This is a genomic window from Hymenobacter sp. 102 (assembly GCF_049949205.1).
Classification (GTDB): domain Bacteria; phylum Bacteroidota; class Bacteroidia; order Cytophagales; family Hymenobacteraceae; genus Hymenobacter.
Genome location: NZ_CP188172.1, coordinates 1,175,222 through 1,194,892 on the forward strand (window position 1 = coordinate 1,175,222; position 19,671 = coordinate 1,194,892).

General features: G+C 61.7%; 20 protein-coding genes. 8 read left to right on the top strand and 12 right to left on the bottom strand.

The window, feature by feature from the left end:
- Window positions 1-61: 61 nt before the first annotated feature.
- From ACN19L_RS05135 to ACN19L_RS05155, 5 genes are all read right to left on the bottom strand, one after another.
- On the bottom strand, window positions 62-1,249 hold the full coding sequence (locus tag ACN19L_RS05135) for an ABC transporter permease (RefSeq protein ID WP_426492457.1): 1,188 nt from the start codon (window positions 1,247-1,249) through the stop codon (window positions 62-64).
- A complete protein-coding gene (locus ACN19L_RS05140) occupies window positions 1,249-1,506 on the bottom strand; it encodes a helix-turn-helix domain-containing protein (RefSeq protein ID WP_426492458.1) in 258 nt (85 codons plus the stop codon). The genes ACN19L_RS05135 and ACN19L_RS05140 overlap by 1 nt, the downstream gene beginning before the upstream one ends.
- A 51-nt stretch (window positions 1,507-1,557) precedes the next feature.
- On the bottom strand, window positions 1,558-2,118 hold the full coding sequence (locus ACN19L_RS05145) for a c-type cytochrome (RefSeq protein WP_426492459.1): 561 nt from the start codon (window positions 2,116-2,118) through the stop codon (window positions 1,558-1,560).
- 95 nt (window positions 2,119-2,213) lie between these two features.
- Entirely contained in the window at window positions 2,214-3,389 is a 1,176-nt protein-coding gene (locus tag ACN19L_RS05150) for a glycosyltransferase (RefSeq protein ID WP_426492460.1), read from the bottom strand.
- Window positions 3,386-4,426, bottom strand: coding sequence for a lysylphosphatidylglycerol synthase transmembrane domain-containing protein (locus ACN19L_RS05155; protein ID WP_426492461.1), 1,041 nt, complete (start codon window positions 4,424-4,426; stop codon window positions 3,386-3,388). The genes ACN19L_RS05150 and ACN19L_RS05155 overlap by 4 nt, the downstream gene beginning before the upstream one ends.
- A 148-nt stretch (window positions 4,427-4,574) precedes the next feature.
- Between ACN19L_RS05155 and ruvC the strand changes: the two genes are divergently transcribed.
- Together ruvC and ACN19L_RS05165 are read left to right on the top strand one after the other, a co-directional pair.
- Window positions 4,575-5,213: a crossover junction endodeoxyribonuclease RuvC gene (ruvC, locus tag ACN19L_RS05160; RefSeq protein ID WP_426492462.1), complete on the top strand. Its 639-nt coding sequence runs from the start codon at window positions 4,575-4,577 to the stop codon at window positions 5,211-5,213.
- A gap of 732 nt (window positions 5,214-5,945) precedes the next feature.
- On the top strand, window positions 5,946-6,164 hold the full coding sequence (locus ACN19L_RS05165) for a KTSC domain-containing protein (protein WP_426492463.1): 219 nt from the start codon (window positions 5,946-5,948) through the stop codon (window positions 6,162-6,164).
- 11 nt (window positions 6,165-6,175) lie between these two features.
- Here ACN19L_RS05165 and ACN19L_RS05170 read toward each other — a convergent pair whose 3' ends face one another.
- The 3 genes from ACN19L_RS05170 to hutI form a co-directional block, all read right to left on the bottom strand.
- Window positions 6,176-7,249, bottom strand: coding sequence for a tetratricopeptide repeat protein (locus ACN19L_RS05170; RefSeq protein WP_426492464.1), 1,074 nt, complete (start codon window positions 7,247-7,249; stop codon window positions 6,176-6,178).
- A gap of 66 nt (window positions 7,250-7,315) precedes the next feature.
- Window positions 7,316-8,110 carry a PhzF family phenazine biosynthesis protein gene (locus ACN19L_RS05175; RefSeq protein ID WP_426492465.1) on the bottom strand — a complete coding sequence of 265 codons (795 nt, stop codon included), beginning with the start codon at window positions 8,108-8,110 and terminating at the stop codon, window positions 7,316-7,318.
- Between the two features lie 65 nt (window positions 8,111-8,175).
- The gene (gene hutI / locus ACN19L_RS05180; protein WP_426492466.1) at window positions 8,176-9,435 is read right to left on the bottom strand and encodes an imidazolonepropionase; all 1,260 of its coding nucleotides are present in this window, start codon (window positions 9,433-9,435) and stop codon (window positions 8,176-8,178) included.
- Window positions 9,436-9,680: 245 nt separating this feature from the next.
- Here hutI and ACN19L_RS05185 point away from each other — a divergent pair, with 245 nt between their 5' ends.
- Together ACN19L_RS05185 and ACN19L_RS05190 are read left to right on the top strand one after the other, a co-directional pair.
- On the top strand, window positions 9,681-11,255 hold the full coding sequence (locus tag ACN19L_RS05185) for a T9SS type A sorting domain-containing protein (protein ID WP_426492467.1): 1,575 nt from the start codon (window positions 9,681-9,683) through the stop codon (window positions 11,253-11,255).
- A 204-nt stretch (window positions 11,256-11,459) separates the two neighbouring features.
- Window positions 11,460-11,981, top strand: a complete 522-nt coding sequence (locus tag ACN19L_RS05190) for a 2'-5' RNA ligase family protein (protein ID WP_426492468.1) — start codon at window positions 11,460-11,462, stop codon at window positions 11,979-11,981.
- An 18-nt stretch (window positions 11,982-11,999) separates the two neighbouring features.
- Here the strand turns inward: ACN19L_RS05190 and ACN19L_RS05195 are convergent, their stop codons facing one another.
- Together ACN19L_RS05195 and ACN19L_RS05200 are read right to left on the bottom strand one after the other, a co-directional pair.
- Window positions 12,000-12,917: a hypothetical protein gene (locus ACN19L_RS05195; RefSeq protein ID WP_426492469.1), complete on the bottom strand. Its 918-nt coding sequence runs from the start codon at window positions 12,915-12,917 to the stop codon at window positions 12,000-12,002.
- Between the two features lie 95 nt (window positions 12,918-13,012).
- Window positions 13,013-13,441, bottom strand: coding sequence for a BLUF domain-containing protein (locus tag ACN19L_RS05200; RefSeq protein ID WP_426492470.1), 429 nt, complete (start codon window positions 13,439-13,441; stop codon window positions 13,013-13,015).
- A gap of 143 nt (window positions 13,442-13,584) precedes the next feature.
- Between ACN19L_RS05200 and pncA the strand changes: the two genes are divergently transcribed.
- The gene (gene pncA / locus ACN19L_RS05205; protein WP_426492471.1) at window positions 13,585-14,175 is read left to right on the top strand and encodes a bifunctional nicotinamidase/pyrazinamidase; all 591 of its coding nucleotides are present in this window, start codon (window positions 13,585-13,587) and stop codon (window positions 14,173-14,175) included.
- 13 nt (window positions 14,176-14,188) lie between these two features.
- Here the strand turns inward: pncA and ACN19L_RS05210 are convergent, their stop codons facing one another.
- Window positions 14,189-14,995 (bottom strand): class I SAM-dependent methyltransferase, encoded by an 807-nt coding sequence (locus tag ACN19L_RS05210; protein ID WP_426492472.1) that lies wholly within the window; start codon window positions 14,993-14,995, stop codon window positions 14,189-14,191.
- 105 nt (window positions 14,996-15,100) lie between these two features.
- On the opposite strand from ACN19L_RS05210, the gene ACN19L_RS05215 reads away from it, so the two are divergent.
- The 3 genes from ACN19L_RS05215 to ACN19L_RS05225 all read left to right on the top strand — a co-directional run bounded on the left by ACN19L_RS05215 (window position 15,101) and on the right by ACN19L_RS05225 (window position 18,565).
- A complete protein-coding gene (locus tag ACN19L_RS05215) occupies window positions 15,101-16,210 on the top strand; it encodes a mechanosensitive ion channel family protein (protein ID WP_426492473.1) in 1,110 nt (369 codons plus the stop codon).
- Window positions 16,211-16,344: 134 nt separating this feature from the next.
- Complete coding sequence (locus ACN19L_RS05220; RefSeq protein WP_426492474.1) at window positions 16,345-16,893, top strand: GNAT family N-acetyltransferase; 549 nt, start codon at window positions 16,345-16,347, stop codon at window positions 16,891-16,893.
- Window positions 16,894-17,047: 154 nt separating this feature from the next.
- On the top strand, window positions 17,048-18,565 hold the full coding sequence (locus ACN19L_RS05225; RefSeq protein WP_426492475.1) for a malate:quinone oxidoreductase: 1,518 nt from the start codon (window positions 17,048-17,050) through the stop codon (window positions 18,563-18,565).
- A 69-nt stretch (window positions 18,566-18,634) separates the two neighbouring features.
- On the opposite strand, the gene ctlX is transcribed toward ACN19L_RS05225, so the two are convergent.
- Complete coding sequence (ctlX, locus tag ACN19L_RS05230; RefSeq protein WP_426492476.1) at window positions 18,635-19,582, bottom strand: citrulline utilization hydrolase CtlX; 948 nt, start codon at window positions 19,580-19,582, stop codon at window positions 18,635-18,637.
- Between the last annotated feature and the right edge of the window lie 89 nt (window positions 19,583-19,671).

The window sequence follows — 19,671 nt, forward strand, 5'->3', positions numbered from 1 at the left end:
AGTAACCGGGGTAACTGCCAGTGGAGAAGACACCTGGGGTGCTTTTCCCTTACTCAGTTACTCAGCTACTCGCCAGTGGAGTTTTGGGGTCGTAGGCGTCGCGCAGGCCGTTGCCCAGCAGGTTGAAGCTCAGCACCAGCAGGCTGATGGCCAGCCCCGGCAGCAAAGTAAGCCATAAGCCCGCTTCGGTGCCCAATAATTGAAAGCCTTCGTTCACCATCAGGCCCCACGAAGGAGCCGGGGGCTGCACGCCCAGGCCCAGAAAGCTCAGGCCGGCTTCCAGCAGAATAGCCGCCGCAAAGTTGCTAGTGGCCAGCACAATGAGCGGGCCCGTCATGTTGGGCAGCAGGTGCCGCCAGATAAGCCGGTGCTGGGGCAGCCCAAGGACGCGCCCGGCTTCCACAAAAGTTTTCTCGCGCAGACTCAGCATCTGCCCGCGCACTACCCGGGCCACATCCACCCACATGGTGAGGCCCACGGCCACAAAGGAGGTCCAGACGCCCTTGCTATCCAGGGCCAGGGAAATGGCAATAACCAGCATGATGCCCGGAATGCTCCACACCACCGTCATCAACCCCAGCAGCAGCGAATCGAGCCAGCCACCCACGTACCCGGCCACCGCCCCGATGAGCATACCCAGCACTACTGAAATCAGCACGGCTACCAGCCCGATACCCAGGCTTACGCGGGTGCCCAGCAGCAGGCGGCTTAGCTCGTCGCGGCCGGCTTTGTCGGTGCCCAGCCAGTAAGTGCGGCGCGTGATGTGCTGTTCAGCCGCTTCCCGGGCCAGCTCGGCGGCCGGGCCGGCGTGGCCCACCACGGCCGTCAGCGCGTATGCCTGCGGCTTGTCGGCCAGGGCGGAGTGGTTTTGGTAAGGCTGGGTATAGAGCGAATCGCCCTGGATGCGGTAGCTGGCAATGGGTACCTCCCGGTACTGCACCGGCTGGCCCTGCCACCAGGTGCCCAGCCAGCTGGCGGGCCGGCGGGCGGTATCGGCGGCGGGCAGGCGCAGAAGGGTGGCGCTGAAGCCGGGCGCTTCCTTCTGAAGCTGCACCAGCCCGTTGTTGGCATTGGGCGAGTTATCGGGCAGCACCCAGTAACCCAGCAGGGCCACCAGCGTACACAGCACAATGAAGCCCAGCCCCAGCATGGCCGGCGTGTTGCGCAGCAGCCGCTGCCGCACGTAGTAGCCGGGCGGGCGGGCCGGGGCCGGGGGCAGCACGGCAGAAACGGCAGTTGCTGCGGCCATTAGCGGGTATTATGCTGCAGCAGGCCTTCCTTGGAAGCCAGGAAAAAACAGTCGCGCACGATGGCCCCAAAGGAGCTTTCCTCGAAGGCCAGTTCCGTATCGGGGTCGGGCCAGAAGCTGCGGATGAGGCCCTGCTCCAGCAGCTGGCGCAGGTGGCGCTCCAGAACGGCGGGAGCCAGCCCAGTTTTCTGGCTCAAGTCGGAGAAGGAAGTGACGAAGTACAGCTCGTCGAGAATATCAAATTCGGCGTCGGTCACGGAAAGCAGGGTTTAAGGCAAAGGTAGCACTCCGGGCGGGTTACTAGGAGGCTATTGGCCAGTTACGATTGTGCCGGGCGTATAGGCTACGTCATTTGTACCAGCTCGTGCCATTCCTTCTGCTTGCCGAGAGTCGATGTAGGCAATAATTGAGGTAATTTCAGCATCCGACAGCTGGAAGCTGGGCATCTGCTGCTTCTGGTATTGCTCGAAGACTTTCACGGCGTACTCGTCGCCGCTGGCCACCAGCTTGCTGGAATTTTTCACCCAGGAAGTAATCCAAGACATCGGCCGCCGCTTGGTGATGCCCGCCAAGGCCGGGCCCATTACTACTTCATTCACGGCGTGGCACTGAGCACAGTTGCCTTTAAATAAGGCGTCGCCGGCGGCTACGGCAGCCGCATCGACGCCGGGGGGCAGAGGCTGGTTCGCAGGGACTGAATCGGTAAACGAGGTCATTGCGACGGCTTCGTTACCGCAAATTAGAGGTTCATCCTGGCTAAAATCCTGCGTTCCAGTCAACTGCTCGCCCAGCATTACTGAACATAGAACAATAGCCCCAGCTACCACCGTCAGACTAGCGGGCATGATGATTTCCAACAGATTTTTCATACCAATACGACAAATGAATTACCTATTGAAATACGCCCCGGGTGCCCGTAAAAGCAAGCAAAATCGTTGTTGATTTGCCGACGGACGGGCAATAATTACGGCCGCACCTGCCGGCCCTTCCACTCGTAGCTGCCACGCAGGCCGGCCAGCCCGGTTAGCAGTGCATACGGCGCGTAGGCCAGCTGCAACACCGGCACCCACCATAGCCACCGGGGCCGACCCAGAAACCGGAGTACCGGCCGCAGCAGTAACACGTCGCCGAGCAGTTTGGCGGCCCAGCTCAGCAGCACCGCTCCGCCCGACACCGTGCCCAACAGCCACAGCCCCGCGCCTACCGGAAACAACAGGTTGGCCAGCAGTACCAGCACGGCCAGCCGCTGCGGGGCCTTGGTTTGGTAGTGCCGCCACTTGCTGGCCCAGCGCACCCGCTGGCGCAGCAGCTGCCGTAGCGTGGGCTGAGCCGGCGTGCTTACCAGGGCAGCCGGATCGGCCAGAAACCGGATGCTGCCGGGGAAAGCCGCGTGCAGCTTGTGCAGCAGAAACTCGTCGTCGCCGCTGGCGACCTGCTCGTTGCCCCGGAAGCCGTGCACGGCGAAAAAATCCTGGCGGCGGTAGGCCAGATTGGCACCGTTGCACATGGTAGGCCGCTGTTGGGCAATACTACCGGCTCCCGCCCCTACCAGCCCGGCCAGCTCCAGCCCCTGCAAAGTAGCCAGCGGCCCGGTGCCCGTGAGCAGTACCGGCCCGCTGATAAACCGGGCTTTGGGGTGGCGGGCTACCGTACGGGCGTAGGCCCGCACCCAGCCGGCGGGCACCCGGCAGTCGGCATCAGTGAGCAGCAGCCAAGGCGCGCGGGCGGCCTGCACGGCGGCCTGCACGGCGGCTTTCTTGCCGGTGGGCGCGCCCGGCTGCCCGGCCAGTTGCAGCAGCCGCACCGGCAACGGGGCCGTAGCGGCCAGCTGCTCCACTACCTGGGCGGTGGCATCGGTGGAGTGGTCATCAACGACGAGCACTTCGAACCCGCCCGGAATGGGCTGTTGGCGAAACAAATCAGACAGTAAATGGGGCAGGTTCTTGGCTTCGTTGCGGGCGGCAATGAGCACGGAAAACACCGGGGTAGTGGTCGGGACTTCGGTGGGCAGCGGAGCAGCAGTGGCCGACTCCGCCACTAGCTCCCGCCACACCCGGCCGAACCGGGCCATCTGCCGAAGATACACGCTGCTCACCAGCAATAGCCCGGCCGCTCCCAACCACGTTGCCGCGTGCATCATGCTTCAGGAGCCAAGGCCGGCATTGAGCGGCGTTTGCGCAGGATTTTCAGTCGGAGCACGAAAACAAGCCCAATGGCGCTGGGTACGGCAATGTTGAGCACCCACAAGCTCAGGCTGGCACTCAGCACCGGTAGCACCGGCTGGCCCAGCAGCCCAAACAGGTGGGTAGCCGACAGCTCCCGCACGCCCACATCGGCCAGGGCATTGAGTGAGGGCACCAGTGACTTCAGCAGAAACGTACCCGCAATGGCCGCCAGCGCCGGGCCCACTGCCGCCTGTACCCCGTAGGCCCACAGCAACGCCCCAAACTGCAAACAAAACACCGCGTACCGCAACCCCGAAATCAGCAGCACGCGGGTGAGCAGCGGGGCCGGATAGGTTGGCATGACGGCCAGATACCGGCTGAACCGGCGCAACGGCTTTACGGCCCGCACCGCCGCCACCAGCAGCTCCGAGTGGTACAGAGGCAGCAGAATTCCTATGTTAATCAACAAGGTAAGCACCACTACCCCCACCTGGGCCGCCGGGTAGCCCGGCAGGTAAAACCGCAGCAGAAAATACAGCAGCCCCACCGTACCGGCCGCCACCGTGGCTACCAGCTGGCAATAACGCCCCAGAAACACCGCCCCCAGGGCATCGAGCCGCCGACTTTTCAGCTCCATGATGCGGCCGGCGTAGTCGCCCACGCGGTTGGGCGTGACGAAGCCCAGCGTAAGGCCCACCAGCACCGCCCGGAAGCTGCGCCGAAACGACACCGGCTCCAGGTGCCGGGCCAGCCGCCACCATTTCCAGGCTTCCAGCCCCCAGTTCAGGGGCATCAGCAGCAGAGCGGCCAGCACTGCGCCCCGCCCCTGCCCGCCCAACGTGCGCGTGAACAGGCCGCGCCAGGCGGCGGCCGTGGCGGCATCGGCCACCACGGAGTGCCATAGCAGGCCCAGCGTGAGCAGCGTGATGCCCAGCTTGCCCGCCACAATCCAGCCTTTGTACCGGGCCGGGGCCGGTGGTTCGGCGGTTTGGGCGTAGCTTTGAGGCTTCAACTGAGGCAAAGTGGCGGATGGTTGCGTAACTTCGGCAAGTTAGCCTTTATGGCTGGTAGCTATTCGTTGCTGGCTTGCAGCGAATACAGAAAGTACCCTTCTTTTTTCATAGCTACCAGCCAATAGCCATTCGCTAACCGCTACCAACATGATTCTGCCCCTCGCCTCTTCCTCCGAGCTGCTGCCCAAAGTGATTATGGGCGTCGACCCCGGCACTAACCTGATGGGGTACGCCGTCATTGAGGTGCAGGGCCAGCAGGTGCGCATGCTGGAGTACGATGTGATTGATATGCGCAAGCTGGGCACCAACCACGCCCTCAAGCTCAAGCGCATCTTTGAGCGCATGACGGAGCTGATTGACGAGCACCTGCCCGACGAGCTGGCCATTGAAGCGCCGTTTTTCGGGGTGAATGTGCAGAGCATGCTCAAGCTGGGCCGGGCCCAGGGCGTGGCCATTGCCGCCTGCCTGGCCCGCCAGATTCCGTACGTGGAGTACGCCCCCACCAAGGTAAAGCAGAGCGTAACCGGCTCCGGCAACGCCAGCAAGGAACAGGTGGCCCACATGCTGCGCCAGACGCTCAAGCTCCCGCCCATCGAAGAAGCCCCCAAGTTCCTCGACGCCACCGATGCCCTCGCCGTGGCCATGTGCCACCACTACCAGAAGGGCAACAATGTGAAGGCCGGAGGAAAAAGCTGGGGCAAGTTCCTAGCCGATAACCCCAGCAAGCTCGCCGCCCCCGTAGCCGGCAAAAAGGCTCCGGCGGTAAGAAAGAAGCCAGCGGCGTAAGGAGGGTTGCTTAACGTAGAACTTACTGGACGGCTATAACTTTGCGCCGTCTAAGTGTCACAAGTTGTACCTGTATTAATTCATGCGCTATAAATCGCGCTTTGTTGTGACCTATTTGCCCATATCCAGTAGTTTGATCATCTTCATAACGGCCAAGTGCATCCACGACTAAACAGTGGTTATCAGAAAATTGTCGCATAACATCGATTTTTGCCTGAAAAGGAGTAGACACTTGATCTGGGAAAATTAATTCTACGCCTATATCTGGCGTACAGGGTGGTCCTACTGAAGTAAACCACCAATACTCATTTGCAATACCGGAGTATATCCCGCGTACACATACTAATTGGTTACGCAAAGCCGGTAGCTGGCAAAAGTCCACAGAGTGCATCTCCTTATAAGGTAAAGCGGCCGGTAGCCGACGGACAGTCGGACCTAACCAACGTGTATGACAACTACATACCAGTAGAAGTAAATGACACAAAAGAGCTTTATACATAAACTCCACACAGATGCGAAGTGGAACCGAACACCACTTGAATTCTATTATTAGAACCGATACATTACGGCTTAATCTGACCATTCCACAGGAAAGTTTTTTTTAATATAGTGGTATAATTCTTCGGTGAATTTGGAAAGATACTCCGTTCCTTCTCGACTATTGTATTCGTCTGTCTTGTAGGATCCCTACAGGTGATTAAACTATTCTACCCTCCTGATACACTCCCACCCGTGCAGCGCCGCCCCGTTCGTTCTACTTCCCTGAAAGCCGTGGGCTACGAGGCCGCCACCCAGACGCTGGAAATTGAGTACCGCCACGGTGGTATCGTGCGCTACGCGGGCGTGCCGGCCGCCGTTCACGCGGCGCTGCTGCAACTGCCCAACAAGCTCCTGTTCGTGGAGCAGGTGCTGGAACGCAACGGCTACAAACGGGAACAGCTGCGCGGGTAGCGGCCCCGCTCCTACTTCGGCCACGCGTACGCCGCCGACCAGCTGTGGAACTCCTCCACGGTGGCGGTGTGGTTGGCCAGCCAGGTATGCACTTCAGGCGTGCGGGCCGCCCTGGATTCCTGCACCGCGTACGCCAAAGCCGGAAGGTAGCCCTGTTTTTTCAGCTCCACGAAGTAGGGCACGACGTAGCGCCAGGTAAAACCCTCCTGCTTTTCGGGGTGCAGCTCATCCAGCACGCTAATCAACGCGTCCAGCTTACGGATGAGCTGCTCGGTGGGCGTTTTATCCTTGTTTTCCTCGCTGAAATCCATGGCCCCGCTCATGCTCAGCAGCATATCGGCCTGCCCGAAATTGTCGGGGCGGCCCTTTTTGCCGGCGTTTTTCAGGGTTTCCGGGGAGATGTTGATGGTCACGGCCTTTGCGCCGGTTTTCTCCACGCCCTGCCCCAACAGCGCATCGAAGCGGGCCAAAGCGGCCTCGGCGCGCGGGCCGGTAGGCTCCACCTCCAACAGCCGCAGCCGGACCAGCAGCGCCGGCACGCGGTTGCCTTCCTGCTGCAGCAGCAGACTCAGCGCATTCAGCGAGCTGGCGTGCCCCGGCCGGTACCGCACCGACTGCTGCATGCTGCTAATGGCCTCCGCCGGCTGGCCCAGGGCCGTGGCCTGCGTTACGCCCAGGTTAAAATGCAGTGCCCCGTCGTTGGGGTACCGCTTCAGCCCTTCCTGGTAGATTTTGGCGGCTTCTTTGGGTTGTTGAAGGCCGTCGAGGGCGTTTCCGTAGGTGCTGTAGAATCCCGCACTGGGAGTGTAGTTCTGCTTTAGAAGTTGCTTGCATAGCTCTACGGCTTCCTCGTTGCGGCCCAGAACGTTGTAGGTCAAGGCCAGCTCGTAGCGGGCCGTGGTATTGGCGGGGCCCTGCTTCAGGGCCTCTCTGTAGCGCAGCACGGCTTCGTCGAACTTGCCCTGGTCGTGGAGCGCCACGCCCTGCTGCACCAGTTCCTGGCTGCTGGTCGTTTGGGCCTGGGCGGATAAGCTAATGAGGCTGAGACCTAAAGCTAGCAAGTTGGTGGTATAGCGGTGCAGCATACGCCGGAAACTGAATAGTGGAAGATATAACAGAGCCGGCCACTATGCGCGGCCGGCCCTGGAAAATTATTGAATCTCAATTTCGCCTTTCAGGTACGTTACGGCGTGGCCGCTCATGCGCACCCGCTCGCCACGCAGCTCGCACCATAGGTCGCCACTGCGGGCCGAAACCTGGCGGGCGTGCAGGTGGGTTTTGCCCAGGCGGTTGGCCCAATACGGTACCAAGGTAGTGTGGGCTGAGCCGGTTACGGGGTCTTCGGGCACGCCCACGCGGGGCCCGAAAAACCGGGACACGAAATCGACTCCGCCGGTACCAGGAGCCGTGGCAATAACGCCGCGGTACTCCACGGTAGCCAGCTGGCCCATATCCGGACGCAGGGCCCGTACCTCGGCTTCGGTCTCAAATACACACACCAGATCAGGGCCGGCCCATAGCTGCCGGGGCGTGGCGCCGAGGCCGGTCACCAGGCCAGCCGGTGTTTCCGGGAGCTGCCGGGGCGGGCGAGCCGGGAAATCCAGCGTCAGCAGGCCGTTTTCTCCCTGGCTTACGTGCAAAGGGCCGCTTTTGGAGTGGAAAATAATTTCCGGTTCCTGAAAATTCAGGTGGCGGTAGAGTACGTGCGCCGAGGCCAGCGTAGCGTGCCCGCACAGCTCCACTTCCACGGCCGGCGTAAACCACCGGATTTCGTACTCGGCCCCGGTGCGCGGCACGAAAAAAGCCGTTTCAGCCAGGTTGTTTTCGGCCGCAATAGCCTGCATCATTTCGGCGGGCAGCCACTCGGTAAGCGGGCAAACGGCGGCGGGGTTGCCGGCAAACGGCCGGCTGGAAAAGGCGTCGATCTGGTAGATGGGCAGGAGCATTGCAGAGCGGAAGGGAAAATGAACAGGAGCACGAAGCTACGGATTTGGCCGAGCCACTACTGGCATCATATCCGCTGTCCGCCAATGATGACCTCGCGCACTGGGTTTTCGCCCAGCCAGTAGGGTATTTCTTCCAGCGTGGGCACATCCAGTACCAGCAGGTCGGCACGCTTGCCGGGCTCCAGGCTGCCGCACTCCCGCTCCTGCCCAATGGACCAGGCGGCGTTCAGCGTAACAGCGGCCACAGCCTCGGCGGGCGTGAGGCCCATTTTCAGGCAAGCTAGCTGTAGCGCTAGCCACAGATTTTTGCTGGGGCAGGAACCGGGGTTAAAGTCGGTGCTGATAGCCACGGGCAGGCCGGCATCAATGAAGGCCCGGCCGGGCGCATATTGCTCCTGCCGTAGAAACAGCGGCACCAGCGGCAGCAGCACCGCCACGGTACGCCCGTTGGTGCGGGCGGCAATGCGGGCGGCAGCGGCCGGCGCCAGGTAGTCGGCGTGGTCGATGCTCACGGCCCCCAATTCGGCCGCCATTTCACAGCCGCCTAAATCGTGCAGCTGCTCGGCATGAATTTTCAGCCGGAACCCAAGTTCCCGGGCCTGCTCCAGGTACCAGCGCGAGTCGGCCACCGAAAATGCGCCTTCCTCACAGAAAATATCCACGAAGGGTACTTCCGTTGGGGAAATGCGCGGCAGCACATCCTGTACCAGCATCTGCAGATACTCCCGGGGCTGCCCCCGGAATTCTGGCCCGGGCACGTGCGCCCCCAGGAAGGAAGGCACCACCCGCACCGGCTGCCGCCGGCCCGCTTCCTGGGCCACCCGCAGCAGCCGCAGCTCTGTATCGGTATCCAGGCCGTAGCCGGTTTTGGCCTCGAGAGTGGTAACGCCATAGTGCCGGAAATCGACCAGATGCCGCAGAGCCTGTTGCAGCAGCTCCTCATCAGTGGCGGCCCGGGTGGCGCGCACGGTACTCAGAATACCGCCCCCGCTGGCCAGAATGTCCAGGTAGGTTTCGCCCTGCAGCTTACGGTGGAACTCGTGGGCCCGATTGCCGCCAAACACCAGGTGGGTATGACACTCCACCAGGCCCGGCAGTACTACCCGGCCAGCCGCCTCAATTACCTCGGTGGCCGCTGTTACCAGTGCCTGGTCAAGCTCAGGCATGGGTCCCACGGCTACGATCTGGCCCTGCTCGCAGGCCACGTACCCATCCGGGATGATGCGCCAGTTGCTTTGGGCCGGCCCGGCCAGCGGGCCGTTGGCATCGGAAACAGTGAGAGTCAGCAGATGGCCGCAGTTACGGATGAGCAGTGAGTACGCCATACCAAGGATGTAGGAGGTTGGGTAAAGATGCGGCATCCAGCTAAAATGCCGCCTACGCATCAAGCAAAAAACCTCCTTATCAGCGGTATAACGCTATATAATGATGTAAAAGTCCAGTTACCGGAACGCATCTATTTTTGGGAAACCACAGTTTAATGCCCCATAGTTCGTATCTTCCTGCTAGCAGTAAATGCTGCTTTCAGAGGTGGTTACGATGTTGTTTCCGTGCAAACCGACTTCCCAGAATGAAAAAGCTACTACTCGCCTCCTTTCTGCTCATCAGCGGCCCGGTCTGGGCTCAATTGCCCACCAGCAGCTACGCCGTATCGGCCGCTTGCCCGGCTTCGGCGCGCAACCCGTCTCAGCTGTACCAGGTGCTGCAGGATGGCTCCATGCAGCTCATCGGCACCATCCGCAGCGCAGCCAATGGCAACAACCTCATTATCAACGGTCTTGGATACGAGCAAGACAACCAGTCGGTGCTGTACGGCATGCGGGTGGAGCAGCAGAACACGGGCAATTTCAACACCTTCGCGCCCCAGCTCTACCGCATCAACCTGAGCACGGCCCAGGCCGATTCGGTGGGCCCCGTGACGCCGCCGGCTACCCCACCGGCCAGCGAGCTTACGCCGGCCTCCGGCTTCGGGCAGGTAGCCACTGATGTACGCCAGACGCTCAACTTTGTGGCCGACAGCGGCCCCGATGGCATTTATTACACGGGTGGGGCTACTTTCCGCATCATCTTCAACATCTTTGCCGGTGTGTCGTCGGCCCAGGTGACGGACGTGCGGCTGTATGTGGGCACGACAAATCTGGCGAACATGGCGGCGTTTACGGGTCCAGCCTGGCAGCGGCTGGACACCTCCGACCCGGCCACGGCGGCAGTAGTGGAGAATTTCCGCGCCCAGACGCAGGCGTACATCCGCTCCGGAAATTCCGGCCCCACGCCGGAGGGCGGGATTCAGGACTGGGTATTCGATAAGGCCACCGGCAACCTGGTGAGCTACCTGGGCCTTACCGACCAGTACCTGACCGTGCGCAATCCCGCTGGTGGGCCGGTGGGCATTACCACTACCGTAGCGACTCCTCTGCCCAGCACTACTTCCTCCGACAAGAATATCGGGGCCATGTTCTCCGACCGTTTCAATAACGTGTACGCTGTGCGGGCCGCTACCGGGGATATTTACCGCATCGACAACCAGACTGGCGACTACACCGGCCGTTCCTTCGGGGCGGCCTTGGGCTGTACCCGGGGTGATGCCGTAAGCTTCCGCGACGCGTTGCCTTTGCCCGTAACGCTGGTGCGTTTCTCGGCGTCGGCTGCGCCCAATGGCGTCCACCTGAGTTGGGCAACGGCTAGTGAGCAGAACGCCGCTTACTTTGAAGTGGAGCGCAGCTTAACCGGCCTGCAGTGGCAGCCGGTGCTGCGGGTACCCGCCGCCAACGCTGCTAACGGTAAAAGCTACTCGGCTGTGGATAAGCACCTGCCCGGCAGTACGGTGTATTATCGTTTGGCCATGCACGATAAATCAGGGGAGGTGGCTTACTCCGGAGTGGAGTTGGTAGCAGGCACCCCGCAGCTGGAGGTGTACCCCAATCCCGCCAGCAGCGCGGTGAACGTGCAGGTACCGGCTGCCTCCGCATCGACGGTAGTGGAACTGCGCGACGTCCGGGGCCGCCTGGTTCGGCAGCAACGGTTGGAGCCGGGCATTACCGTTACTCAGCTACCTACCGCCAACCTGCCCGGCGGAGTGTACTTGCTGCAAATTCAGCAAGGCACCGCCACGCGTACCGTCCGGCTGGTGCTGGCAGGCAATTAAGCTGTTTTAACAGAACTACTGAGCCGCTGTTGTTGAGCAGCCTGCTGAGTCCGGCTTCGCCCGGCCTAACGTTCTGGAATTATCGAAAACGGCTTCCCGCTACGTAACTGGAGCGGGCAACAGGACAGAAATTTTGCGGGGCCGACTCTGGGCCCCGCATCGGATGGGTAGGTAGCCCCGTAGAACCGTATTTTTCGGCTACGTATGACGCCTGCTTCTGCCACGGATCCTCTGATTCTGACACTTACACTGGACGCGGCCGCACATCAGCGGTTCACAATTTTACGGCGGCAGTATTTCCCGCCGGAGCGTAACTACCTAGAAGCCCACGTTACGCTATTCCACCATTTGCCCGGCACCGAGCAGGTTACCGTTGCCCACCACCTGCGGGAGCTGGCGGCCACCACCGCACCGCTAACGCTTAACGTAAGCGGCGTACAGTTTCTGGGCCGGGGCGTAGCCTACAAGCTGCTGAGCGAGCCCCTGCAGCAACTGCACCGGCAGCTGCAGACCCGTTGGGAGCCGTGGCTGACGCCGCAGGACCGGCAGCCACTCCGCCCACACATCACCATCCAGAACAAAGTAGACCCCGCCCGGGCCCGCGCTTTGTACACAGAACTGGAGGCCGGGTTTTCACCCGATTCCATTCAGGGAATCGGCTTTACGCTATGGGCCTACCGCGGCGGCCCCTGGCAGCAGCTGGAGCAGGTGCCTTTCGCGGGGTGAGGGCGGCTAGCGCAGAAGCTACCGTTTGCGAGCCGCAATGGTGTGCGTGAGACTTTTGAATTGCTCCAGCGCAGTTTCCGGGTTCTGCTGGGCAATGCCCAGTAACGCTACGGCCGTGCTGCCCACCACCGAAACCTGCTGGTACACCAGTACCCGGCGCCCATTCAACTGCGCGAAGCCTTCCGTTTCAAAAGTGACCAGCTCATTGATTTTGCCGGAGGTCTGGCGGCGAGCCACGTAGCCGCTTAGCGCCGCCTGCTGCATAGCCTGTTGGCTGATATCGGCGGCCGTGAGCGAGGCATTGATTGGGAAGGAGCTGATGGTGAGTAGCGGCTCCGTGCCGTATTGGGATTTGCGCTGCCCACCCAGCGAGTACACGTACCGGTTGTTGCGGGCTTCAGCCAGGGCAAACGGCGACTTCTTCTCATCAAGCGTAAAGGGCGCATTTGCCAGCGTAGGCGGCCCGGCTTCCGAAGGCCGGTAGGTGGCACTCAGCAGGCTGCGGCGTAACGCCGTACCCAGGGCCGTATCGGTGGAGGGGTAGCGGGCGTCCAGCAGCACGGCGTAGGTAGAGTCGCCGAACAGCAGCTGCCTCGACTCCTGCGCCGGCGACAGTTGCACCCGTACCAGCCGCCCCGCGTGAAGCTGGCTGCTGAGGTCTTGCTGCTCCAGCAGGCGGCCCCCTTTGGCCTCAAAGCGGGCTTTGGTAAAGCTGTGTACCTGTCGGTAATAGTTTCCGCCTTTCAGCTCCACCACCTGCAGGATAGCATCACCCCGCCGTAGTCCCGTGAAGCCGGCGGCCGGCATGAAACCCGCAGGCGTTTCCAGCCATACCTGAGTGCCTGGCACGGCCCGGGGCGCGGTTTGGGCTTGGCTGGTGCTGGCACCTACCGTTAGTACCACCCCGGCCCAGCCTGCAATATTGCCTCTCATCATTAGTTCACTCACTGCTACGCGCTCCGGTACCACTGCCGGAGCTTCCGGAGCGCAAGGTACTACCTGGGGCCGCAGGCCGGCACTTTACCTCAGAGTTAATATAGCTGGCTATGGAATATCTTGCCGGCATTACGCTGGAAATCATGCAGCAGCATGCACAGGGAGGCATCCGAGAGAGTAAGTGCTACTGGCGGAGAGTCACCAAACCCAATCTCCGGGCATTTTATGTAGGTAATGAAGCTCATCAGCCACTCTCCAAACTGCCGCTGGCCAATGGGCCCGTTGGCTAACACTTGCACCTCCGTGTGCCGGCAGTCGTTGCGAATCCGGCCGAAAGTGGCCTCCACGGCTTCGGGCGCGCCTTCCAGCACCTGCATAAAGCGGTTGCCATCGTACAGCAGGATGCCCGTAATGCCGGCTGCGGCGTTGTGGGGGCGCGACTGGCTCAGCAACCGCTCTAACTCAGCCGCCGAAAAGGGCGTAACGGCCGTAGACTGATAGATGAGATGATGGAGAACGGACATGGCGAATGGGATAGAGCAAAAATTACTTTAACCGGTAAAAAGTACGATAATATTGATATGAATGATTAAAAAACAGCTACCTATTTTGAATCCAATAATTCCCACTTTGCAACCCGCCGTTTCACTTTTCCAGCCAACTACCTATGACTGCCCTGCTACTTGTTGATATTCAGAATGATTTTTTGCCGGGTGGCTCTTTGGCTGTAACGGATGGCCACCAGATTCTGCCGCTGGTGAATACGCTGCAACCTCGCTACGAGCTGGTGGTAGCTACGCAGGACTGGCACCCGGCTGCCCACCAGAGCTTTGCCAGCCAGCATCCCGGCCACCCGGTGTTCTCGCAGATTGACCTGCACGGCCTGCCCCAGACCCTCTGGCCCGACCACTGCGTGCAGGGCACCCCGGGAGCCGAGTTCAGCGCCCAGCTGGATCAGCACCGTATTGAAGCCATTTTCCGCAAAGGCACTTCGCCCGAAATTGATTCGTATAGCGGTTTTTTCGACAACGGGCACCGCAAAAGCACCGGCCTGGCCGATTACCTGCGGGGCCGGGGCGTGCAGGAAGTACACCTCTGCGGGCTGGCCGCTGATTACTGTGTGTTCTTTTCGGCCCTGGATGCGCTGCAAGAAGGGTTTCGGGTGGTCTTTCTGGAAGAAGCTACCCGGGCTATTTCGGCGGAGGGCTACCAGCAGGCCCGGCAGCAGCTGGAGCAGCGGGGGGCCCGGGTGCAGTAGCCAAGGCCGGGCACTACCGGGGCTTGCGGGCCACCACGGAGTACATCAGGGGTAGTTTACCGGGCAAAGCACTTAGCTGAAACTCCCGCTCGGCCCGCGCCTCCATGCCCTGAAAGCAGTTGTAGGGCGAATAGTCATACTCCCCGAACTGCTCCAGCTGCAGCCCCTGCCCCAGCAGCGCGCCCAGCACCTCATCCAGGCTGTGGTTCCAGGATACCGATGTGGTTTCGATGGGGGCAGCGCGGTCGGCGTAGGTACCGGTTTCGGTTTCGATGATGGTTTGCCGGTTGAAGTAGGAATACTCCACTTCCGTGAACTGCGCATTGAACATCCAGACCACCGGGTGAAACTCCACCAGCACCAGCCGCCCCCCGGGCTTGAGAAAATGCGCCACCACGGCGGCCCAGCGCGCCATATCGGGCAGCCAACCCAGCACTCCGAACGAGGTAAACACCACATCAAACTGCTGGTGCAGGTGCCGGGGCAGCTCGTACACGTCGGCGCAGAGGAAGCGGGTATCCAGGTTGAGCGTGGCGGCCAGCTCCCGGGCCTTGGCAATGGCATTTTCAGCCAGATCTACCCCCGTGGCCTGGGCTCCCAGCCGGCTCAGCGACAACGTATCCAGCCCGAAATGACACTGCAGGTGCAGAACCTGCTGCCCGGTCAAGGGGCCCAGCAGCACCTGCTCCAACGCGCTGAGCGAGAGTTGCCCGGCCAGAAAACCCGGCACATCGTAAAACGCCGACGCCACGTGGTGCTCGGTTTTGGTATTCCAGAGTTGGCGGTTCAGTTCCAAGTAGTTGTCGGGGGTAGCAGGCATGGCGCGGGTGGCAGGGCAAGTGGCAGCCTGCAAGGTGCGAAAAACCGGCGGTAACCTTTGCCGGCCGGGGCCGGTAAGTAGGCTGTTTGCCAGCTGTGCGCCGCTATGCCCTTTCAGCTTCCCGAGGAAGTAATTCCCGACCAAGTAGAGCTTTTTTTGCGCGCCGCGGGCGTGGTGCTGGGCAGCGCTGCCGTGGGCTGGGTGCTCAACTGGCTGTTTTTTGCTGCGCTGGGCCGCTACGCCCGCCGGGAGCCGGCCGGGTTGGCCCAGTCGGTGGTGCGGCACCTGCGCCAGCCGGCCAGCTGGTTTCTGCCGGTGCTGGCCGTTTCTTTCACGTTGCCCCTCACCCTGTTGCGCGCCCAGGGGCTGGAAGTAGCCCGACGGCTGGTGGAAACGGCTTTGCTTACCACCTTTGCCTGGTGCCTGGTGAAGGCCTTGGATGTAGTGCAAGACCTGGTACAGCGGCATTACCGCATCACCGACGCCGATAACCTGCGGGTACGCAAGCTGTTTACCCAGCTGCAGTTTGTCAAGAAGCTGGCCGTATCCCTCATCATCTTCGTTGCCGTGGCGCTGGTGCTGATGAGCTTTGCCACGGTGCGCAAAATCGGAACCGGCCTGCTTACCTCGGCGGGTATTGCCTCCGTCATTGTGGGCTTCGCCGCCCAGCGTTCCATCAGCAACCTGCTGGCCGGCTTCCAGATTGCTTTTACGCAGCCCCTGCGGCTGGATGATGTACTGGTGGTGGAGGGTGAATGGGGCCGGGTGGAGGAAATTACCTTCACGTACGTGGTGCTCCGCATCTGGGACGAGCGGCGGCTGGTGCTACCCCTTAATTACTTCATTGAAAAGCCGTTTCAGAACTGGACCCGCAGCAGCGCCCAGCTGCTGGGCACCGTGTTTCTCTACACCGACTACACCATTCCGGTGGAAGCCGTGCGCCGGGAGCTGCAACGCGTAGTGGCGGCCCATCCGCTCTGGGACCGGCGCGTGTGCGTGCTCCAGGTTACCGACTCCAAGGAGCGGACCCTGGAGCTGCGCTGCCTGGTGAGTGCCGCCAACTCCAGCCAGGCCTTCGACCTGCGCTGCGACGTGCGCGAGCAGATGGTGCGGTTTATTCAGGAGCAGTACCCCGGCAGCCTGCCCAAAACCCGCGCCCTCACCGAGTCCACCGACCAGCCCTTTACGCCGGCCGTAGCCACCCCGGAAGGATAGCAAGCAACCCGCACAGCCCGCATCAACAATTTACCGGGCCGTGCGGAAACCTATGCGGGCGGCAGTACCTTCGTGGGTTACAAACCGGCCCGGGCTGCGTCATCAGCAGTATGTTGGGTGGTTTTTCCCCTTGCATGGTTCGTCTGGATTATTTCACCCCCGAAGATTTCGCCCAACTCATTACCTGGATTGACTCGCCCCACCTGCTCATGAACTGGGCCGGGCCGATGTTTAACTTTCCCCTCACCCCCGACAAGCTGGAATGGTACCTGCAGGATACTAATCTGCCGGGCGAGTCGGATGTGTTTATTTTTAAGGCCGTGGATACGGCTACTGAGGCCGTAGTGGGCCACATTTCCCTGGGTAGCCTGAGCCAGAAGAACAATTCCGCCCGCGTCAGCCGGGTGTTTGTGGCCCCCGAGCACCGCGGCCGGGGCCTGGCCAGCCGGATGCTCACGGAAACCCTGCGCTTCGGTTTCGAGCAGCTGCACCTGCACCGCATCGACTTGGGTGTGTACGATTTCAACGAGGCCGCCATCCGGGCCTATACCCGCGCCGGCATGCACGCGGAAGGCCGCTCCCGCGACATTCTGCGCTACGAGGGCGAGTACTGGAGCCTGATTGAGATGAGCATGCTGGACCACGAGTGGCAAGCCCGGCAGGTACCACCGGCAGCACAGTAGCGGTACTCTAGCGGGCCGGCAGCCCCCGCGGCCGGCCCGCGGAAATGGCAGCTGCGCGGAGCTGCGTGGGAGAGGTCCTTGCAGATTTCTGGCACCCCACTACCCACCTTTTTCGCTTTCTGCCGTACTTCGTAAGTCCTATTCTGAACTACGCATGAGCACGACTGACAGCGCTGCTCCTCTCACCGCCGATGTGGTGCTGATTGGAGCTGGAATCATGAGTGCAACCCTGGGCCTGATGCTCAAGGAGTTGCAACCCGACCTCACCATTGCCATTTTTGAGCGGCTCGACGTGGCCGCCGCCGAAAGCTCCGACGCGTGGAACAATGCCGGCACCGGCCATTCCGCCTTCTGCGAGCTGAATTACACCCCCGAGAAGCCCGACGGCAGCATCGACATCAGCAAAGCCATCAAAATTGCCGAGCAGTTTGAGCAGTCGAAGCAATTCTGGGCGTATCTGGTGGAGAAGTACCAGGTAACCGGCGTCACGCGCTTCATCAACCACATTCCGCACCTGAGCTTTGTGTGGGGCGACAAAAACGTGGAATTTCTGCGCAAGCGCCACGCGGCCCTTACTCAGTCGCCCCTGTTCCGGGGTATGGAGTTCAGCCAGAGCCGCGCCGAGCTGGAACAGTGGATGCCGCTGGTAATGGACGGCCGCGACCCGCAGCAGTCCGTGGCCGCTACCCGCATGGACCTGGGCACCGACGTGAATTTTGGCTCCCTCACCCGGGGCATGTTTACGCTGCTGCAGGAAAAGCCCGGTGTATCCTTCTACTTCCACCACGATGTGGACAGCCTCAAGCGCAAGGAGGATGGCGCGTGGCGCGTGAAGGCCAAGGACCTGGCTACCGGCGAGAAAAAGAAAATCCGGGCTCCGTTTGTGTTCATCGGGGCCGGCGGGGGCTCGTTGCCGCTACTCATTAAATCAGGGATTCCCGAGGGTGAGGGCTTCGGTGGCTTCCCCGTAAGCGGGCAGTGGCTGAAGTGCATCAACCCCGAAGTAATTGCCCGCCACCACACTAAAGTGTACGGCAAAGCCGCGGTGGGCTCCCCACCCATGTCGGTACCCCACTTGGATACCCGCGTAATTAACGGGCAGCGGGAACTGCTGTTCGGGCCGTACGCCGGCTTTAGCACTAAGTTCCTCAAGCAGGGCTCCTACCTGGATTTGCCCTTATCAGTGAAGCTGAGCAACATGCGCCCCATGCTTATTGCCGGCCTCAAAAACATTCCGCTCACCAAATACCTCATCAACCAGGTGCGCCAGTCGCCCGAAGACCGGCTGGCCGCTTTGCGCGAGTATTTGCCCGAAGCGCGCAGCGAGGACTGGCAGCTGGAAACGGCCGGCCAGCGGGTGCAGGTGATTAAAAAGGACGCCAAGGAAGGTGGGGTACTGGAATTTGGTACCGAAGTGGTAGCCGCCGCCGATGGCTCCATTGCCGCGCTGCTGGGTGCTTCGCCCGGGGCTTCCACGGCCGTGAGCATTATGGTGGGCCTCATTCAGCGGTGCTTCTCCGACAGTGCCCGCACGCCTGCCTGGCAGGCCAAGATGCGCGAAATGATTCCATCCTTCAGCAAAAACCTCAACGACGATGCTGCGCTGCTGGAGCAGCAGCGGGCCCGCACCAGCGCCGTGCTGGGCCTTACCGAGCCTGCCCCGGCCAGCTAATCTGGCCTGTACCGCCGGTTGTCCGCAGATAGCAGCGGCCCCGCCTTTGGTGGTGGGGCCGCTGTTTTGTTAGGCGGTGGGGCCATCCGCCGCCGCCCCCTGGCTTGGCAGAAATACCTCGGCCAACATGCAGCGGGCACTCCCGCCCCCAATGGTTTCAATGGTGGGAATGGCGCACGGCAGCAGCGTGGCATAGTGACTCAGGCGGTGGCGCTGCGCGGGCGTCAGCGCATCGTAGGCGCTCTGCGACATCACCAGCAGCGCGGGCCCGGCTGCCGGACGCAGCGTGAGCATATTGCCCGCAAACCGACTTACCTGCTCCAGGCTGATGGTTACCAGCTCGTGGCCGGCCGCCGTGAGTGAGGCTGCCACGGCGGCCCGCTCGGCCTCGTGGCGGATGCTTTCCAGACACACCACGGCAAACCCGGCACCCACGCACAGCATTACGTTGGTGTGGTAGATTTCCTGGCCCTGCGCGTCATACGCCCGGAACGCTACGGCCTGGTAGCCAAGTTCGGCGCATACTTCCTGCAGCAGTCCGGCCGAGGTGCGCGCCGACAGCCCGGCGTAGGCCACGCGGTGTACGTGGTCGAAGACGATGCTGCCGGTACCTTCCAGAAACTCGCCGGTTTGCTCCCGCCCCGAGAAGTCCAGGATTTCCCGCACGGCGAACTGCCGGGCCAGGGCAGCCAGCACATCAGGCCGACGCTCGGGGCGGCGGTTGGGGGCACACATGGGGTAGAGTACCACCCGTCCATCGGGGTGGAAAGAGCCCCAGTTATTGGGAAATACGGCATCGGGCGTGTGCGGCTCGGGCGTATCCTCGAACACCAGCACCCGCACGCCGTGCTCCCGCAGCCGGGCTACCATCCCGTCAAACTCGGCGAAGGCCCGGTCCTGAATGGCGGCATCATCGGCTCCGGCCACGAAGCCCTGAAAATGGTTGGATTGGGCGGTTTCGGGGTTGAATGTGAAGCGAGTGGGCCGCATCATGAACACGGTGCTTGTGGACTGCATACCGGGATAGGGATTGGGTGGAGCCGTAAAGAAAACAGCTCGCCGCCACATTGCAGCGCGATGAGGAAGACGCTCCGTCGCCCCCTCAC

What these genes read in the sequence shown, in the direction of transcription:
- ACN19L_RS05145 (WP_426492459.1), bottom strand. Translation starts at nt 2,118, where the DNA reads ATGAAAAATCTGTTGGAAATCATCATGCCCGCTAGTCTGACGGTGGTA.
- pncA (WP_426492471.1), top strand. Translation starts at nt 13,585, where the DNA reads ATGACTGCCCTGCTACTTGTTGATATTCAGAATGATTTTTTGCCGGGT.
- ACN19L_RS05190 (WP_426492468.1), top strand. Translation starts at nt 11,460, where the DNA reads ATGACGCCTGCTTCTGCCACGGATCCTCTGATTCTGACACTTACACTG.
- ctlX (WP_426492476.1), bottom strand. Translation starts at nt 19,582, where the DNA reads ATGCAGTCCACAAGCACCGTGTTCATGATGCGGCCCACTCGCTTCACA.
- ACN19L_RS05210 (WP_426492472.1), bottom strand. Translation starts at nt 14,995, where the DNA reads ATGCCTGCTACCCCCGACAACTACTTGGAACTGAACCGCCAACTCTGG.
- ACN19L_RS05200 (WP_426492470.1), bottom strand. Translation starts at nt 13,441, where the DNA reads ATGTCCGTTCTCCATCATCTCATCTATCAGTCTACGGCCGTTACGCCC.
- ACN19L_RS05175 (WP_426492465.1), bottom strand. Translation starts at nt 8,110, where the DNA reads ATGCTCCTGCCCATCTACCAGATCGACGCCTTTTCCAGCCGGCCGTTT.
- ACN19L_RS05220 (WP_426492474.1), top strand. Translation starts at nt 16,345, where the DNA reads ATGGTTCGTCTGGATTATTTCACCCCCGAAGATTTCGCCCAACTCATT.
- ACN19L_RS05185 (WP_426492467.1), top strand. Translation starts at nt 9,681, where the DNA reads ATGAAAAAGCTACTACTCGCCTCCTTTCTGCTCATCAGCGGCCCGGTC.
- ACN19L_RS05225 (WP_426492475.1), top strand. Translation starts at nt 17,048, where the DNA reads ATGAGCACGACTGACAGCGCTGCTCCTCTCACCGCCGATGTGGTGCTG.
- ACN19L_RS05150 (WP_426492460.1), bottom strand. Translation starts at nt 3,389, where the DNA reads ATGATGCACGCGGCAACGTGGTTGGGAGCGGCCGGGCTATTGCTGGTG.
- ruvC (WP_426492462.1), top strand. Translation starts at nt 4,575, where the DNA reads ATGATTCTGCCCCTCGCCTCTTCCTCCGAGCTGCTGCCCAAAGTGATT.
- ACN19L_RS05135 (WP_426492457.1), bottom strand. Translation starts at nt 1,249, where the DNA reads ATGGCCGCAGCAACTGCCGTTTCTGCCGTGCTGCCCCCGGCCCCGGCC.
- hutI (WP_426492466.1), bottom strand. Translation starts at nt 9,435, where the DNA reads ATGGCGTACTCACTGCTCATCCGTAACTGCGGCCATCTGCTGACTCTC.
- ACN19L_RS05215 (WP_426492473.1), top strand. Translation starts at nt 15,101, where the DNA reads ATGCCCTTTCAGCTTCCCGAGGAAGTAATTCCCGACCAAGTAGAGCTT.
- ACN19L_RS05195 (WP_426492469.1), bottom strand. Translation starts at nt 12,917, where the DNA reads ATGATGAGAGGCAATATTGCAGGCTGGGCCGGGGTGGTACTAACGGTA.
- ACN19L_RS05170 (WP_426492464.1), bottom strand. Translation starts at nt 7,249, where the DNA reads ATGCTGCACCGCTATACCACCAACTTGCTAGCTTTAGGTCTCAGCCTC.